The sequence below is a fragment of the Mycolicibacterium neoaurum ATCC 25795 genome, assembly GCF_000691525.1.
In the GTDB taxonomy this organism is placed as follows: domain Bacteria; phylum Actinomycetota; class Actinomycetes; order Mycobacteriales; family Mycobacteriaceae; genus Mycobacterium; species Mycobacterium neoaurum.
Map to the genome: position 1 here is coordinate 134,745 of NZ_JMDW01000013.1, position 15,118 is coordinate 149,862.

Consider the following 15,118-nt stretch of genomic DNA (forward strand, 5'->3'; position numbering starts at 1 on the left):
AGCGGTTCCGTCTGCTCTTCGCGCAAGCGCTCATCGCCGGACGACGGCGGTCTTGGTGGCCAGATCGTGCAGGCTGCGCTGGTCGGAGTCGGTGAACAGCGCCGGGATCACCAGAGCGGCCAGCAGGCCGCGCACCGCGGCCCGGCCCAGTCCGACATGCTGACGGTTGTCCACCGACACCACCATCAGCCCGAGCGCGAGCTGGCCAGGGGTGAAACCGAACAGTCGCACCGATACCGCACCGAGGACGAACCACACCAGCAGGACCACCGTGGACATCATGGTCAGCGAGACCAGTCCGAACGACATGCCCAGCGCGGTGAGCCCGTAGGCGATCAGCCAGTCGATGAGCAGTGCGGCCGCGCGCCTGCCGAAGCCGGCGATCGAACCCGATCCGTGTTGCGGCAAACCCAGCCGGTGCCCGGGATAGTCCCCGCGGTCCTGTCCGGGGGCGCCTGCGGCCGAATCGAAGGGCTCCGGTCCGGACAACCAGGATGAGATCTCACGGGCCATGCCCCAAGCATAGGTTCCCGGGGCCGAGGGGCCATTGCGTAACGTCTACGCAACATACGGTTGATGACCGTGCAACATGGTGTCCATAGCGTCAACGCGCGGGTCACCAGAAAAGGAGAATTCGTAGTGGCAGAAAAGACCTCCGATGACATCTTCAAGCTGATCAAGGACGAGAACGTCGAGTACGTCGACATTCGGTTCTGCGATCTGCCCGGTGTCGTCCAGCACTTCTCTATCCCGGCCTCGGCGTTCGACGAGAGCGTCTTCGAGGACGGACTGGCTTTCGACGGCTCTTCGGTGCGCGGCTTCCAGTCGATCCACGAGTCGGACATGATGCTGCTGCCCGACCCCAACACCGCGCGCATCGATCCGTTCCGGGCGGCCAAGACGCTGAACCTGAACTTCTTCGTGCACGATCCCTTCACCCGTGAGGCCTACTCGCGCGATCCGCGCAACGTCGCCCGCAAGGCGGAGAACTACCTCGTCAGCACCGGTATCGCCGATACCTGTTACTTCGGTGCCGAGGCCGAGTTCTACATCTTCGACTCGGTGAGCTTCGACTCGAAGATGAACGGCACCTTCTACGAGGTCGATTCCGAGTCCGGCTGGTGGAACAGCGGCGAGCCCTACGAGGCCGACGGCTCCCCCAACCGTGGCTACAAGGTGCGCCCCAAGGGCGGCTACTTCCCCGTCGCGCCGTACGACCACTACGTGGATCTGCGCGATGAGATGGCCACCAACCTGACCAACGCCGGCTTCGTGCTCGAGCGCGGTCACCACGAGGTGGGCACCGCAGGCCAGGCCGAGATCAACTACAAGTTCGACACCCTGCTGGCCGCCGCCGACGATGTGCTGCTGTTCAAGTACATCATCAAGAACACCGCATGGCAGAACGGCAAGACCGTCACCTTCATGCCCAAGCCCCTCTTCGGCGACAACGGCTCGGGCATGCATGCCCACCAGTCGCTGTGGAAGGACGGCAAGCCGTTGTTCCACGACGAGTCCGGTTACGCCGGTCTGTCGGACATCGCGCGCCACTACATCGGCGGCATCCTGCACCACGCCCCGTCGCTGCTGGCCTTCACCAACCCCACGGTGAACTCCTACAAGCGTCTGGTGCCGGGCTACGAGGCCCCGATCAACCTGGTCTACAGCCAGCGCAACCGCTCGGCATGCGTGCGCATCCCGATCACCGGTAACAACCCCAAGGCCAAGCGTCTTGAGTTCCGTTGCCCGGACAGCTCGGGTAACCCGTACCTGGCGTTCGCGGCCATGCTGATGGCCGGTATCGACGGCATCAAGAAGAAGATCGAGCCGCTGGCCCCGGTCGACAAGGATCTCTACGAGCTGCCCCCGGACGAGGCCGCCAACATCCCGCAGGCCCCGACCTCGCTGGCCGCGGTGATCGACAAGCTCGAAGAGGACCACGAATACCTCACCGAGGGTGGCGTGTTCACCGAGGATCTGATCGAGACCTGGATCTCCTACAAGCGGGAGAACGAGATCATGCCGATCCAGATCCGTCCTCACCCGTACGAGTTCAGCCTGTACTACGACGTGTAATCAGACGTCTGACCAGACGTCTGAAGCAAGGCAGTCGACAGCGGTGCCCCAGGTCGTATGACCTGGGGCACTGCTGCTTTCGCGGGGAAGTTCCCCGGTAGCCCTAAGCTCTGGTCCATGACACCGCGGACGCACTGGACCGCCGAACTCCGCGCCCTCCCACGGCCCCGGTGGCCGCGCTACCTCGACGAGCATTCCGGGCTGCCCGGCCCCCGGGCCAACACCGAGCTGGCGCTGGCCTTCGGCGCGCTGGCCGATCCGGCCGATATCGACCGAGTGATCGACAGTCCTGACGAATACCGCGCCATGTGCGCGGCCGTCGCGCTCGGCGCCCGCGCCACCGACACCGCGTCGCGGGCGCGGGCGCACTCATCGGCCCGCGATCCACGCTGGCGGGTCCGCGAGGGCGTGGTCCTCGGACTGCAATTGTTGGCAGACAGCGATATCGGCACCGTGCAGAAGCTGGTCACGCGGTGGGCCCGCGACCCGGACCCCCTGGTGGTGCGCGCGGCGGTCGCCGCGATCTGCGAACCTCGACTGCTGGGCACCCCGGCCGCGGCGGCGTGTGCCATCGATACATGCACCGCCGCAACGGCTGTCGTGTCGGGGTGGCCTGCCGAAGCGCGCCGGGACCCCGCGCTGCGCACACTGCGCCAGGCGCTGGGCTACTGCTGGAGCGTCGCGGTGGCCGCAGCACCGGAGGCCGGCCTGCCGGTCTTCTCGTCGCTGGATGACACCGATCCGGACGTGTCCTGGGTGATCCAGCAGAACATGAAGAAGAAGCGGTTCATGCGGATCCTTGCCGCCGGTGGGTAGGGTCAGACGACATGATCAATCTGTCCGATCGCCTCAACGCGGCGGCCCCGGCGGTACTGAGTCTAGTCCGGGTCGTCATCGGGTTCCTGTTCACCCTGTTCGGTACCTCGAAGATCTTCGGCTGGCCCATCGCGATGGAGATGCCGATCGGGTCATGGCCGGTCTGGTACGCAGGTCTGATCGAGCTGGTCGCCGGGGTGCTCATCATGGTCGGCCTGTTCACCCGCGGCGCGGCGTTCATCGCGTCGGGATCGATGGCGGTGGCCTACTTCTGGCAACACCAGCCGTTGGGGCTGTGGCCGATCGTGAGCCCCGAGTACGGCGGTAACGGCGGCCTCGACGCCATCCTGTTCTGTTTCGTCTTCCTGCTGCTGGTGTTCACCGGCGGCGGCGCGTATTCCCTCGACCGAGTGAGAAGTCGCACGCCGGCGGACTAGATCCAAAACGGACTACGGTCCTATTATCGGGTCCATGTCATCTACCGGTCTGGATTCCAAGCTCGCCCCATTCACCCCGCTGGCACTGTCGGCCTTCCGGATCGTCTTCGGACTGCTGTTCACCGTGCACGGCACCCAGAAGCTCTTCGGCTTCCCCACCGCCATGGAAAGCGGGACCGTGCCCGTCGGCACCTGGCCCTACTGGTACGCCGGCGTGATCGAGCTCGTCCTCGGCCTGCTGATCCTGACCGGACTGTTCACCCGGATCGCCGCGTTCATCGCCTCCGGCGAGATGGCCTACGCCTACTTCACCGCGCACCAGCCCACCGCGCTGTGGCCGATCGACAACGGCGGCGAGCCCGCCGTGCTCTACTGCTTCGGCTTCCTGCTGCTGGTGTTCATCGGCGGTGGTTCCATCGCGCTGGACAGCGTCATCGGGAGGAAGCGCGTCCGGCCGGCACGCTAGACCGCGGGGCGCGCCCACGCCGGCATGACGAAGATGCCCTCGGCTTCCACCGTGGGGCCTTCGGCATCCAGGATGTGGCCGCGGGCAAAGGCTTTCACCCCGTCGATGCGGTCGACCCAGGCCTCGGCCCGCAGCGGGCCCAGCGGTGTCCCGCGTCGGTACCGCAATGTCAGGGTCCCGGTGAACCTCGGCTTCACCAGACCTTCGCTGGCCACCTCGCCGAGAATGTGGTCGAGCACCAACGCACAGATGCCGCCGTGCACCCGCCCCGGCGGACCCTCGTACGGCATCCCGAGGCTGAACTCCGACCAGCACCGGCCGTCCTCGTCGTGTTCGATGTGCAGCGGCGGTGCGATGGCATTGCGCAGACCGATCGCCGGGTCGGCCCAGGTTACGGGGCGTCCCGTCTCGGCATGCCGCAAGGTCCGCGGCGCATCGTGTTGCCTGCCCTCCAGCGCCTCGGCGGCGGCCTCGATGGCCGCCTGCGCGGTGCGCACGGTATCGGCGTCGGCGCCGGTGCGGATACCGGCGTCGACGAGCCTGCGGATCGCCGCCGTGAGCGGACCGTAGAGGTCCCGCTGACGGTCATGCTCGTCGGCGGTGATCTCGGGGAAGGGCTGCATCTCAGGCTCCGAACACGTTGCGTACCACGTTTTTCGCACGCCGGGTGACGCGCAGGTAGTTGTCGAGGAACTCGCCGCCGTCACCGCCGGCCCACCCCGCCGCCGCGGCGACCGCGTTCAGTTGCCGACCGGGGCCCGGCAGTTGATCGGTCGCCTTGCCGCGCACCAGCACCAGCGCGTTGCGTGCCCGGGTGGCCGTCAGCCACGCCTCCCGCAGCTGGGCGACGTCACCCTCGGCAAGCAGCTCCGCCGCACCGATCGCATCCAGGGTCGCCAATGTCGAGGTGTTGTGCAGCGCCGGTATCTCGTGGGCGTAGCGCAACTGCAGCAGCTGTACGGTCCATTCGACATCGGCCAATCCACCGCGGCCCAACTTGGTGTGGGTGTTGGGATCGGCACCGCGCGGCAACCGCTCGGCATCCACGCGCGCCTTGACCCGACGGATCTCCTGAACCGCCTCGGCCGACACCCCGCCCGCCGGATAACGGGTCTTGTCGACCAGATGCAGGAACCGCTCCCCCAACTCCAGATCACCGGCCACCCGATGCGCCCGCAACAAGGCCTGGATCTCCCACGGCTGCGCCCACTGGGAGTAGTACGCCTCGTAAGAGGCCAGCGTGCGCACCAGCGGACCGTTGCGGCCCTCCGGCCGCAGACCGGTGTCGACCTCCAATGGCGGGTCGGCACTGGGGGTTCCGAGCAGCGCGCGCACCTGTTCGGCGATCGTCACCGACCACTTGACCGCGACCGACTCCTCGGCGCCGTTGTCGGGCTCGCAGACGAACATGACATCGGCATCCGAGCCGTACCCCAGTTCGCCGCCACCGAGCCGACCCATCCCGATCACCGCGATGCGCGCCGGCGCTCCCCCCGCGGGGGTCTTGTCCCGGATCACCACGTCCAGCGCGGCCTGCAGCACCGCCACCCAGATCGAGGTCAGGGCCCGGCACACATCGGTGACCTCGAGCATGCCCAACAGGTCGGCCGAGGCGATGCGGGCCAGCTCGCGGCGACGCAGGGTGCGCGCCGCGGCGATCGCGCGGGCCGGATCCTGGTGCCGCGCGGCCGAGGCGACCAACGCCCGACCGACCGTATCCGGGTCGGCATCAAGGAGTTTCGGACCCGACGGCCCGTCGGCGTAGAGCTGGATCACCTCCGGAGCGCGCATCAACAGATCGGGGACGTAGGCCGAGGTGCCCAGCACCCGCATCAGACGTTTGGCGACCGCCCCCTCGTCACGCAGCGTGGACAGATACCAGCGCAGATCACCGAGTTCCTCGCTGATGCGCCGGTAGGCCAACAGCCCGGCGTCGGGATCGGGGGTGTCGGACAACCAGTCCAACAGCGTGGGCAACAACACCTGCTGCACCCGCCCGCGGCGGCCGCCCTCACCGGTCAGCGCCGCGAGGTGGGTCAACGCACTGCTCGGACCCTCGTAACCCAGTGCGGCCAGCTGTCGTTCGGCCGACTCGGTGGACATCACCTCATGGATGCCCGGCTTACCGACCGACTCCAGCAGCGGCTGATAGAACAGCTTGGCGTGCAATCGCGATACGCGGTGGCTCTGCCGCTTGAGTTCGTTGCGCAGCACGCCGAGGGCGTCGTGCTGGCCGTCGGGCCGGACATGCGCCGCGCGCGCCAGCCAGCGCAGCGCCTCCTCGTCATCGGGTTCGGGCAACATGTGCGTGCGCTTGAGCCGCTGCAACTGCAGCCGATGTTCGAGCAATCGTAGGAACTCGTAGGACGCAGTCAGATTGGCGGCATCATCGCGGCCGACGTAACCACCGCTGCCCAGTGCGGCCAGCGCATCGACGGTCGACGCGACATGCAACGTGTCGTCGGTGCGACCGTGCACCAATTGCAGCAGCTGCACCGCGAATTCGACATCGCGCAGGCCACCGGTGCCCAGCTTGAGCTCGCGGTCACGCACACCGGCCGGCACCAGTTCGACGACGCGGCGACGCATGGCCTGCACATCGGGGACGAAATCCTCACGCTCGCAGGCGGTCCAGACCATCGGCATGAGGGCCTCGATATAGCGCGCGCCCAATTCCGGATCCCCGGCGGCCGGACGGGCCTTGAGCAGCGCCTGGAACTCCCAGGTCTTGGCCCACCGTTCGTAGTAGGCGATATGGGATTCCAGCGTCCGCACCAGCTGGCCCTGTTTGCCTTCCGGGCGTAGCGCCGCGTCGACCTCGAAGAAGGTGTCCCCGGCGAATCGCATCATCTCCCCGGCGACCCGGGTGCTGACCGCATCGGCGTTCTCCACGACGAAGATGACATCCACGTCGCTGACGTAGTTGAGCTCGCGCGCACCGCATTTGCCCATCGCGATGACCGAGATGACCGGCGCCTTCCCCGGATCGTCGCATACCGTCTTGACGGCAATCACCAGGGCCGCCGCCAGCGCGGCATCGGCGAGGTCGGCAAGGTGTTCGCCGACCGTGCTGAACTGCAGCACGGGCTCGTTCTCGACCGTCGGCGCCAGGTCCAGCCCGGCCAGCACCAGCAGGCGGTCCCGGTAGAGCGTCTGCAACGGCAGACTGGCCAATCGGGTGTCGGCGACCTCGTGCGCGGCGGCGACGAACTGCTCGGCCAACGCATCCCGGTCCGGCAGCCGGACCGCGCCGGCCAACAGCCGCCAGGACTGCGGGCGCGCGACGAGGTGATCACCGAGTGCCAGCGATCCGCCAAGGACGGCGAACAATCGCCCGCGCAGCGACTTGTCTTTCAGCAGCGCGGCGTTCAGCTCGTCCCAGTCGTCCTCGAGGGCGTCGGCCAGGCGCACCATCGCGCGCAGCGCGGCATCGGCGTCCGGCGCACGCGAGAGCGACCAGAGCAGCTCGACGTGGTCGTCGGTGTTCCAGCCGAGCCGGTCCAGGTCCGCCCGAGCGGTCAGCTCGACCAGGCCCAGTCGCCCGACACCGGGCAGCTTGGGACGCTGAGTGACGGGTTTGGACACCCTCTAAAGCTACAGCGAGAGGTAGTTCTTCAGCTCGAACGGGGTGACGGTGCTGCGGTAGTTCTCCCACTCCGTGCGCTTGTTGCGCAGGAAGTAGTCGAACACGTGCTCTCCCAGAGCTTCCGCCACCAGCTCGGAGCTCTCCATCTCGGCCAACGCCACACCGAGGCTGCCCGGCAGTTCCTTGTAGCCCATGGCGCGGCGTTCCTCGGGCGTCAGGCTCCACACGTTGTCCTCGGCCTGCGGGCCCAGCACGTAGTTCTTCTCCACTCCGCGCAGGCCGGCGGCCAACAGCACGGCGTAGGTCAGGTAGGGGTTGCAGGCCGAGTCCGGGCTGCGCACCTCGATGCGCCGCGACGACGCCTTGCGCGGGGTGTACATCGGCACCCGCACCAGGGCCGAGCGGTTGGCTGCGCCCCATGACGCGGCGGTCGGCGCCTCGCCACCGTGCACCAGCCGCTTGTAGGAGTTCACCCACTGGTTGGTGACGGCACTGATCTCGCTGGCGTGCTCAAGGATTCCCGCGATGAACGACTTGGCGACATCGGAGAGCTGCAGCGGGTCGTCGGGACTGTGGAAGGCGTTGGTGTCACCCTCGAACAGGCTCATGTGGGTGTGCATCGCCGAACCGGGATGCTCGGAGAACGGCTTGGGCATGAAAGAGGCCCGCACGCCGTCGCTGAGGGCCACCTCTTTGACCAGGTAGCGGAAGGTCATCACGTTGTCGGCCATCGAGAGGGCGTCGGCGTAGCGCAGGTCGATCTCCTGCTGGCCGGGCGCACCCTCGTGGTGGCTGAACTCCACCGAGATGCCCATCTGCTCAAGGGCGTCGATGGCGTGGCGGCGGAAGTTGGGCGCCGAGTCGTGCACGGCCTGGTCGAAATAACCGCCGTTGTCGGCCGGTACCGGCGGGTCTTCGTCGTTGCCGGGCTTGAGCAGGAAGAACTCGATCTCCGGGTGCACATAGCAGGAGAAGCCGAGGTCGCTGGCCTTGGCGAGCTGGCGGCGCAGCACATGCCGCGAGTCCGCCCAGGATGGTGAGCCATCGGGCATGGTGATATCGCAGAACATCCGCGCCGAGTGGTGCCTGCCCGCGCTGTCCGACCACGGCAGCACCTGGAAGGTGGACGGATCGGGGCGGGCGACCATATCGGCCTCCGACACCCGGGCGAAACCCTCGATCGAGGAGCCGTCGAAGCCGATGCCCTCCTCGAAGGCACCCTCGAGTTCGGCCGGCGCGATGGCCACCGACTTGAGGTAGCCGAGCACGTCGGTGAACCACAACCGGACGAAACGGATATCGCGTTCCTCCAGCGTGCGCAGCACGAATTCCTTCTGGCGGTCCATAGGCGAAGCCTAGGTACCGGCTGTTAAATCTGTGTTACGCGGCCGAGTCCGGTGGCGACGAATCGGCCGATTCAGCACCGCAACCCGGGCGGCGGCTGGGTCAGATCGGTCAGGAACGCCAGCACCGACGTGTCGACGCAGGCGTCACCGTTGAACACCACCGTGTGCTGGCTGCCCTCTAAGGTCACCAACGGCGCCTGCAGCTGCGCGGCCAGGTTCACCCCGGCCTGGTATGGGGTCGCCGGATCACGCGTGGTGGACACGACGATGACCTTGCCCGGCCCCGGCGAGACGGCCGGGTGCGGCTCGCGGGTGGACGACACCGGCCACAGTGCGCAGATATCGCGTGGCGCGTACCCGGTGAAGCTGCCGTACTCCAGGAAGGGTGCGGCCGCCCGGGTGCGCCGGTCGGCGTCCACCCACACCGCCGGGTCCGGTGAGAAGCGGCCATCGGCACAGCGGATCGCGGTGAAGGCGTCCTGCTGGCTGCTGTAGCGGCCATCCGCATCACGGCCCAGGTAGTTGTCGGCGAGCATCAGCAGGTCGCCGGCATCGGTGCCGTGGGCCAGCCCCAGCAGACCACTGGTCAGATAGGGCCAGTACCGCTTCGAATAGAGCGCGTTGGCAGTACCGGTGATCGCGTCGGAGTAGCTCAGCCCGCGCGGGTCGGAGGTCGCGCCCGGCCGTTGGACCAGTGGGTCGATCAGCTCGTGGTAGCGGCTGACGAACGCGGCGGGGTCGGTGCCCAGCGGGCAGGCCGGCGAGCGGGCGCAGTCGGTGGCGTACTCGTCGAAAACGCCCTGGAACCCGGCGAGTTGGGCGATGTTCCGCTCGATCGGATCGACAGCCGGGTCGAGCGCACCGTCGAGCACCATGGCGCGCACCCGATCCGGGTAGCGCTCGGCGTAGGCGGTACCCAGCGCGGTGCCATAGGAGAAGCCGAGGTAGCTGAGCTGCTCCTCACCGAGGGCGGCGCGCACGGTGTCCATGTCGTCGGCGGCGGTGTCGGTGCCGAGACCGGCCAGGAACGGCGCGCCCAGCTGGTCGAGACAGCGTTGCCCGAACCAGCGGTACACGTCTTCGATATGGGCGATTCCGGTCGGGCTGTAGTCGACCATCGGCTCGCGCCGGTAGGCGTCGATATCGGCGTCGGTGCGGCAGCGCAGCTGCGGTGTCGAGTAACCGATCCCACGCGGATCGAAGCCGACGAGATCGAAGCGGCGGCCGATCTCGGTGTCCGCCAAGGCCGTTCCCATATCGGCGACGGTGTCCACCGCCGAGGCGCCGGGACCGCCGGGATTGACCATCAGGATCCCGATCCGCTCCCCCGATGCGGGTACCCGGATGACCGCCAGCTCCGCCCCGTCGACGGCGACGGTGCCGCACTGTGCGGTGGCGATGAGCGGCCGGTCACCCAGCAGCTGTGCGCAGCCGCCCCACGCGACGGCGGCCTGCGCGGGCACGACGAGCGCGCCGGCCAGCATCAGTGGGGCCAGCAGCATCGCGAAAACCCTGCCCGCCAGCCACATGCCGGCCATGCTCGCACGGGCCGCCGCGTCGGCTCGGCTGCGCACCGCCGCGGAGATCAGACGGTGACGCAGCCGTGACCTGTCGGTCGTCGGTCAGCAGCGGGTGCCCGGCGGCGGGACCTGGAGATCGACGAGGTACTTGCTGGAGATGTCGTCGACGCACCGGTCGCCCTGGAACACCACGGTGTGCTGGGTGCCGTCGTAGGTCAGCAGCGTCCCGCCGAGCTGGCGGGCCAGGTCGACACCGGCCTGGTACGGCGTCGCCGGGTCGTTGGTGGTCGACACCACCAGGGTGGGCGGCATGTTCTGCACCCGCAGCTCGTGCTGCTCCGAGGTGGGCGGAACCGGCCAGAACGAGCAGGTTCCCATCGGCGCGTTACCGGTGAACTCGCCATAGCTCATGAACGGCGCGAGCTCACGGAGCTTGCGGTCCTGCTCGATGACGACATCGCGATCGGTGATCGCCGGTTCGTCGACGCAGTTGACGGCGACCCGGACATCGGTCGAATTGTTGTAGTGGCCGTCGGCATCGCGACCCATGTAGAGGTCGGAGAGCGCGAGCATGGTGTCACCGCGGCCGGCGCGCAGCTCGGTCAGCGCGTCGGTCAGGTGGCGCCACAGGCTCGGCGAGTACAGCGGCAGGATCGTGCCGACCACCGCGTCGCTGTAGCCGAGCCCCCGCGGATCGCGGGTCCTGGCCGGGCTGTCGACCAGCGGATCGACCAACGACTTGTACACCTCGGTGGCCTTGGCCGGATCGGTCCCCAGCGGGCATTCCGGATCCTTGGCGCAGTCGGCGGCGTAATCGTCGAACGCGGTCTGGAAGGCCTTGGCCTGACGCAGATCGGCCTCCAGCGGGTCGGCGTTGGGGTCGACCGCGCCGTCGAGGATCATCGCGCGCACCTTGTCGCCACCGAACAGCTCGGCATAGGTGGCGCCGATCCTGGTGCCGTAGGAATAGCCGAGGTAGGTCAGCTTCTCGTCACCGACGGCCTGTCGCATGGCATCGAGATCCTTTGCCACGCTTTGGGTTCCGATGTTCGCCAGGAACTCCTCACCCATCTTCTGCACACAGCGGTCCACGAAGGCCTTGGTCTCGGCCTCGATATGGGCGACGCCGGCGTCGTCGTACTCCACCGTCGGGTCGGCGCGTTGGCGATCGTTGTCCTCGTCGGAGTTGCACCACAGCGCGGGCTTGGACGCGCCCACCCCACGCGGGTCGAAACCGACCAGGTCGAAACGTTCCCGCACCGGCTGGGGCAGGCTGCCCACCAGCGAGGCCGCCGCTTTCACACCGGATTCACCAGGGCCGCCGGGATTGATGAAAAGGGTGCCGATCTTGGTTCCGGTGGCCTTGATGCGGATCATCGCGATCTGGGCGACGTCGCCGTCGGGTTTGTCGTAGTCGACGGGCACGGACAACAGCCCGCATTCGGCGCCGGTGGGAATCTGCGACTCCCCCGCCCCCGCCTCGCACGGCGCCCACTGCACGGGGGTGCCGGGCCGCGGGGCGGAGAGCACGGCGCGACCTTCGATGGCGTTGCTGCATCCGGATACCAGCAGCAGTGTCATCGAGGCCGCGAGAATCCCGCGCGTGAGGTTCATGGCTGACCATGCTGCCATGCGCCGACATCACAGCTGGTGAGGGCGAGGTCAGGCGCGCGCCGCGGCCAGCAGGTCCGCCAACTCGACGGTGAAATCGTCGGCCATCTCCCACAGGTCGGGCACCAGTTCGGGGCAGGAGATGATGCCGACGTCGAGCTTGCCGCGCAGCGACATCACGGTGATGTTGAGCCCCGAGCCGTGGAAGATCGGGCCCAACGGGTACATCGCGTTCACCTCGCAGCCCAGCAGGTACAGCGGGACCTGCGGTCCCGGCACGTTGGAGACCACCAGGTTGTGTACCGGCGCCGCGGCCGAGAGCTTGCTGCGGGCGTACACGCGCATGGCGATGCCGAACACCGCAGGGGCGGCGAACTGCGTCCAATCCTGCAGCAGGGTTGCCCCGATGGCCGAGCTGTGTTGTTTGGCCACCGAATTGGCTTCGGCGATGGCCTTGAGGCGCTCGACCGGGTCGGCGATGTTGGTGTGCAGTGACGAGAACATGCCGGAGACCTGATTGCGACCGGGCCGGTCGGACTTGTCGTGCACCGATACCGGGATCATGGCCACCAGAGAGGACTCCGGCAGCTCGTCACGGTCGAGCAGGTACCGGCGCAGGACACCGGCGACCAGGGCCATGACCACGTCGTTGACCTTCACCCCGAAGCGGTCCTTGACGGTCTTGATGTCGGCGAGGTCCATCTCGGCGAACGAAATGTTGCGGTGCCCGGTCACATTCGCGTTGAACGGGGTCTTGGGTGCGGCGAACGGGGCCGCCATGGTCAACCCCTTCGTCGCCCTGCGTGCGGTGTCGACGACGGTGGACACCGTCGACGGCAGCACGTTCATCAGCTTCAGCGGACGGGTGACGAACCGAAGTGCACCGTTGATCGCGATCTCCAGCTCGGTCGCTCTGCCGGGGCCGTCCACCGGGTCGGGCGGCGGGGCGTCGGGTTCGGTGGTGCACAACGTCGACATCAGGTTGGCGCCGGTGACACCGTCGACCGCGGCGTGGTGCACCTTGGTCAACAGTGCCAGCCGCCCGCCGGAGTGCGCGTCGGTGCCCGCGACGTTCTCGATGACCCACATCTCCCACAGCGGACGGCTGCGGTCCAGCGGCAGGGAGGCGATGTGACCGCAGATCTCCGACAGCTCGGCGCGGCCCCCGGGTGCGGGCAGGCCGATCCGGTGCAGGTGGCGCTGCACATCGAAATCGGGGTCCTCGACCCACACCGGGTGATCGAGGTTGAGCCGGCTGTCGGCGAGCTTCTCCCGGAACTCGGGCATCGCCTTGACCCGCATGGCGAGCTCGTCGCGCAACCGGTCGAACGTGTAGCCGCCGGGCATCGTGGCGGTGTCCAGTTCGAGGATGGAACAGACGTGCAACGGCTGGGCTGCCGTCTCCAGATAGAGGAAGCTGGCGTCGAGCCCACTGAGTCGTTGCATGCTGCCGATGTTAGGGCTGCCGATGACCGGTGTGAGCAAATCCACTCGACCACGCTGTTCACCCGACGTGACCCAAGGTGGCAGACTTGTCGGCGTCAGAAGACCCGGGGACCCGGATGGGCCTCGAGGACTACCCGACAACACACATCGAAGGACAAAGATGTCTGAGCAGTCCGTTTATGGTGCCGGCAATATGCCCGTGAAGGTTCGCACCCATCACCTGCAGAAGTGGAAGGCCGAGGGCCACAAGTGGTCCATGCTGACCGCATACGACTACTCCACCGCACGGATCTTCGATGACGCGGGGATCCCGGTGCTCCTGGTCGGTGATTCCGCGGCCAACGTGGTGTACGGCTACGACACCACCGTTCGCGTCACCATCGACGAGCTGATCCCGTTGGTCAGCGCGGTCGTCCGCGGCGCCCAGCACGCGCTGGTGGTCGCCGACCTGCCCTTCGGCAGTTACGAGCGCAGCGTCGACCAGGCGCTGGAGACCGCGACCCGCTTCATGAAGGAGACCGGGGCGCACGCAGTGAAGCTGGAGGGCGGCGAGCGGGTCGCTGCGCAGATCGCGGCGCTGACGCAGGCGGGCATCCCGGTGATCGCGCATATCGGGTTCACCCCGCAGAGTGTCAACGGCCTTGGTGGTTATCGGGTGCAGGGGCGCGGCGACAACGGCGACCAGACCATCCACGATGCGATCGCGGTGGCCGAGGCCGGTGCGGTGGCCGTCGTGCTGGAAATGGTGCCCGCCGAGTTGGCCACCCAGATCACGGGCAAGCTGACCATCCCGACCATCGGCATCGGCGCCGGGCCCAACTGCGATGCCCAGGTGTTGGTGTGGCAGGACATGGCGGGGCTGACCTCGGGCAAGACCGCGAAGTTCGTGAAGCGGTTCGCCGAGATCGGCACCGAGCTGGGACGTGCGGCTCGGCAGTACGCCGACGAGGTCGCCGGCGGGGTGTTCCCCGCCGACGAACACTCCTACTAGCTGTCGGCCTGTTCTTCGGCTCAGCCGAAGGCAGGCGCCCGTTTACCCACGAACGCCGCGACGCCTTCTCTGCCATCGGCGGAGGAGGCGTTCGTGGCGATATGGCGCGCCTCATGCTCCAACTGCGCCTCGTATCCGCTCGAGTAGCTGGACAGCAGCAGCTGTTTGACCGCCGAGTTGGAGCCACGAGCACCCGCGGCGACCTGCTCTGCCAGCTCGGCCAGCGTGTCGGGAAGCTCGGCGTCGGGAACGACGGTGGTGACCAATCCCCAGTCCAGCGCGTCTGCGGCCTTAACCACCCGGTTGGTGATCATCAGTTCCTGGGTGCGGCGCAGGCCGATCAGCCGCGGCAGCACGTAGCTGGCGCCGCCGTCGGGGCTCAACCCGGCCTTGGTGTAGGCCATCGTGAACGATGCCGATTCGGCGGCCAGCACAAGGTCTCCGGAGACGCCGAGGGAGAAACCGGCTCCGGCGGCGACCCCGTTGACCGCGGTGATCAGGACGGCGTCCATGCGGGCAAAGGTCGACATGGCCCGGTGCAGGTCGTTGGCGATGCCCTTGACGAAGGCGCCCGGATCGTCCGCGGCGGCCATCGCCTTCAGATCGCCGCCCGCGCAGAAGAACCGGCCGGCACCGGTCAGGGTGACCACCTTGGTCTCCGCGGTATCGCAGAGCGTGGCGGCGGCGGCCAGGTCGCGCGTCATCTCCGCGTTCATGCCGTTGGCGGCCTCGGGCCGGTCCAGGACGATGGTGACGACGGACCCGGCCCTGGTGAACTTCAGCGTCTCGAAAGCGGTCATGGCGCTCACGGTATTACGTCACC

At 67.7% G+C, this 15,118-nt stretch carries 13 protein-coding genes; 5 read left to right on the top strand and 8 right to left on the bottom strand.

Annotated elements, in window-relative coordinates:
- Positions 1-30: 30 nt before the first annotated feature.
- Positions 31-513 (bottom strand): RDD family protein, encoded by a 483-nt coding sequence (locus IC40_RS0119995; RefSeq protein WP_019512396.1) that lies wholly within the window; start codon positions 511-513, stop codon positions 31-33.
- Between the two features lie 126 nt (positions 514-639).
- On the opposite strand from IC40_RS0119995, the gene glnA reads away from it, so the two are divergent.
- The 4 genes from glnA (at position 640) to IC40_RS0120015 (ending at position 3,795) form a co-directional block, all read left to right on the top strand.
- A complete protein-coding gene (gene glnA / locus IC40_RS0120000) occupies positions 640-2,076 on the top strand; it encodes a type I glutamate--ammonia ligase (RefSeq protein ID WP_030136459.1) in 1,437 nt (478 codons plus the stop codon).
- 117 nt (positions 2,077-2,193) lie between these two features.
- Entirely contained in the window at positions 2,194-2,892 is a 699-nt protein-coding gene (locus tag IC40_RS0120005) for a hypothetical protein (protein WP_030136460.1), read from the top strand.
- An 11-nt stretch (positions 2,893-2,903) separates the two neighbouring features.
- Positions 2,904-3,329: a DoxX family protein gene (locus tag IC40_RS0120010; protein WP_030136461.1), complete on the top strand. Its 426-nt coding sequence runs from the start codon at positions 2,904-2,906 to the stop codon at positions 3,327-3,329.
- A 34-nt stretch (positions 3,330-3,363) separates the two neighbouring features.
- Positions 3,364-3,795 (top strand): DoxX family protein, encoded by a 432-nt coding sequence (locus IC40_RS0120015; RefSeq protein WP_030136462.1) that lies wholly within the window; start codon positions 3,364-3,366, stop codon positions 3,793-3,795.
- On the opposite strand, the gene IC40_RS0120020 is transcribed toward IC40_RS0120015, so the two are convergent.
- The 6 genes from IC40_RS0120020 to IC40_RS0120045 all read right to left on the bottom strand — a co-directional run bounded on the left by IC40_RS0120020 (position 3,792) and on the right by IC40_RS0120045 (position 13,304).
- Positions 3,792-4,418 (bottom strand): PaaI family thioesterase, encoded by a 627-nt coding sequence (locus IC40_RS0120020; protein WP_030136463.1) that lies wholly within the window; start codon positions 4,416-4,418, stop codon positions 3,792-3,794. The two genes, IC40_RS0120015 and IC40_RS0120020, sit on opposite strands and share 4 nt — an antisense overlap.
- A 1-nt stretch (position 4,419) precedes the next feature.
- A complete protein-coding gene (locus IC40_RS0120025; RefSeq protein ID WP_030136464.1) occupies positions 4,420-7,380 on the bottom strand; it encodes a bifunctional [glutamine synthetase] adenylyltransferase/[glutamine synthetase]-adenylyl-L-tyrosine phosphorylase in 2,961 nt (986 codons plus the stop codon).
- A 9-nt stretch (positions 7,381-7,389) separates the two neighbouring features.
- Positions 7,390-8,727: a glutamine synthetase family protein gene (locus tag IC40_RS0120030; protein WP_030136465.1), complete on the bottom strand. Its 1,338-nt coding sequence runs from the start codon at positions 8,725-8,727 to the stop codon at positions 7,390-7,392.
- Positions 8,728-8,798: 71 nt separating this feature from the next.
- Positions 8,799-10,265, bottom strand: a complete 1,467-nt coding sequence (locus IC40_RS0120035) for an alpha/beta hydrolase (protein ID WP_036470408.1) — start codon at positions 10,263-10,265, stop codon at positions 8,799-8,801.
- Between the two features lie 84 nt (positions 10,266-10,349).
- A complete protein-coding gene (locus tag IC40_RS0120040; RefSeq protein ID WP_090558989.1) occupies positions 10,350-11,861 on the bottom strand; it encodes an alpha/beta hydrolase in 1,512 nt (503 codons plus the stop codon).
- 48 nt (positions 11,862-11,909) lie between these two features.
- Positions 11,910-13,304: a WS/DGAT/MGAT family O-acyltransferase gene (locus IC40_RS0120045; RefSeq protein ID WP_030136468.1), complete on the bottom strand. Its 1,395-nt coding sequence runs from the start codon at positions 13,302-13,304 to the stop codon at positions 11,910-11,912.
- A gap of 160 nt (positions 13,305-13,464) precedes the next feature.
- On the opposite strand from IC40_RS0120045, the gene panB reads away from it, so the two are divergent.
- A complete protein-coding gene (panB, locus tag IC40_RS0120050) occupies positions 13,465-14,295 on the top strand; it encodes a 3-methyl-2-oxobutanoate hydroxymethyltransferase (RefSeq protein ID WP_030136469.1) in 831 nt (276 codons plus the stop codon).
- Positions 14,296-14,315: 20 nt separating this feature from the next.
- Here panB and IC40_RS0120055 read toward each other — a convergent pair whose 3' ends face one another.
- A complete protein-coding gene (locus tag IC40_RS0120055) occupies positions 14,316-15,095 on the bottom strand; it encodes an enoyl-CoA hydratase/isomerase family protein (RefSeq protein ID WP_030136470.1) in 780 nt (259 codons plus the stop codon).
- Positions 15,096-15,118: the final 23 nt, after the last annotated feature.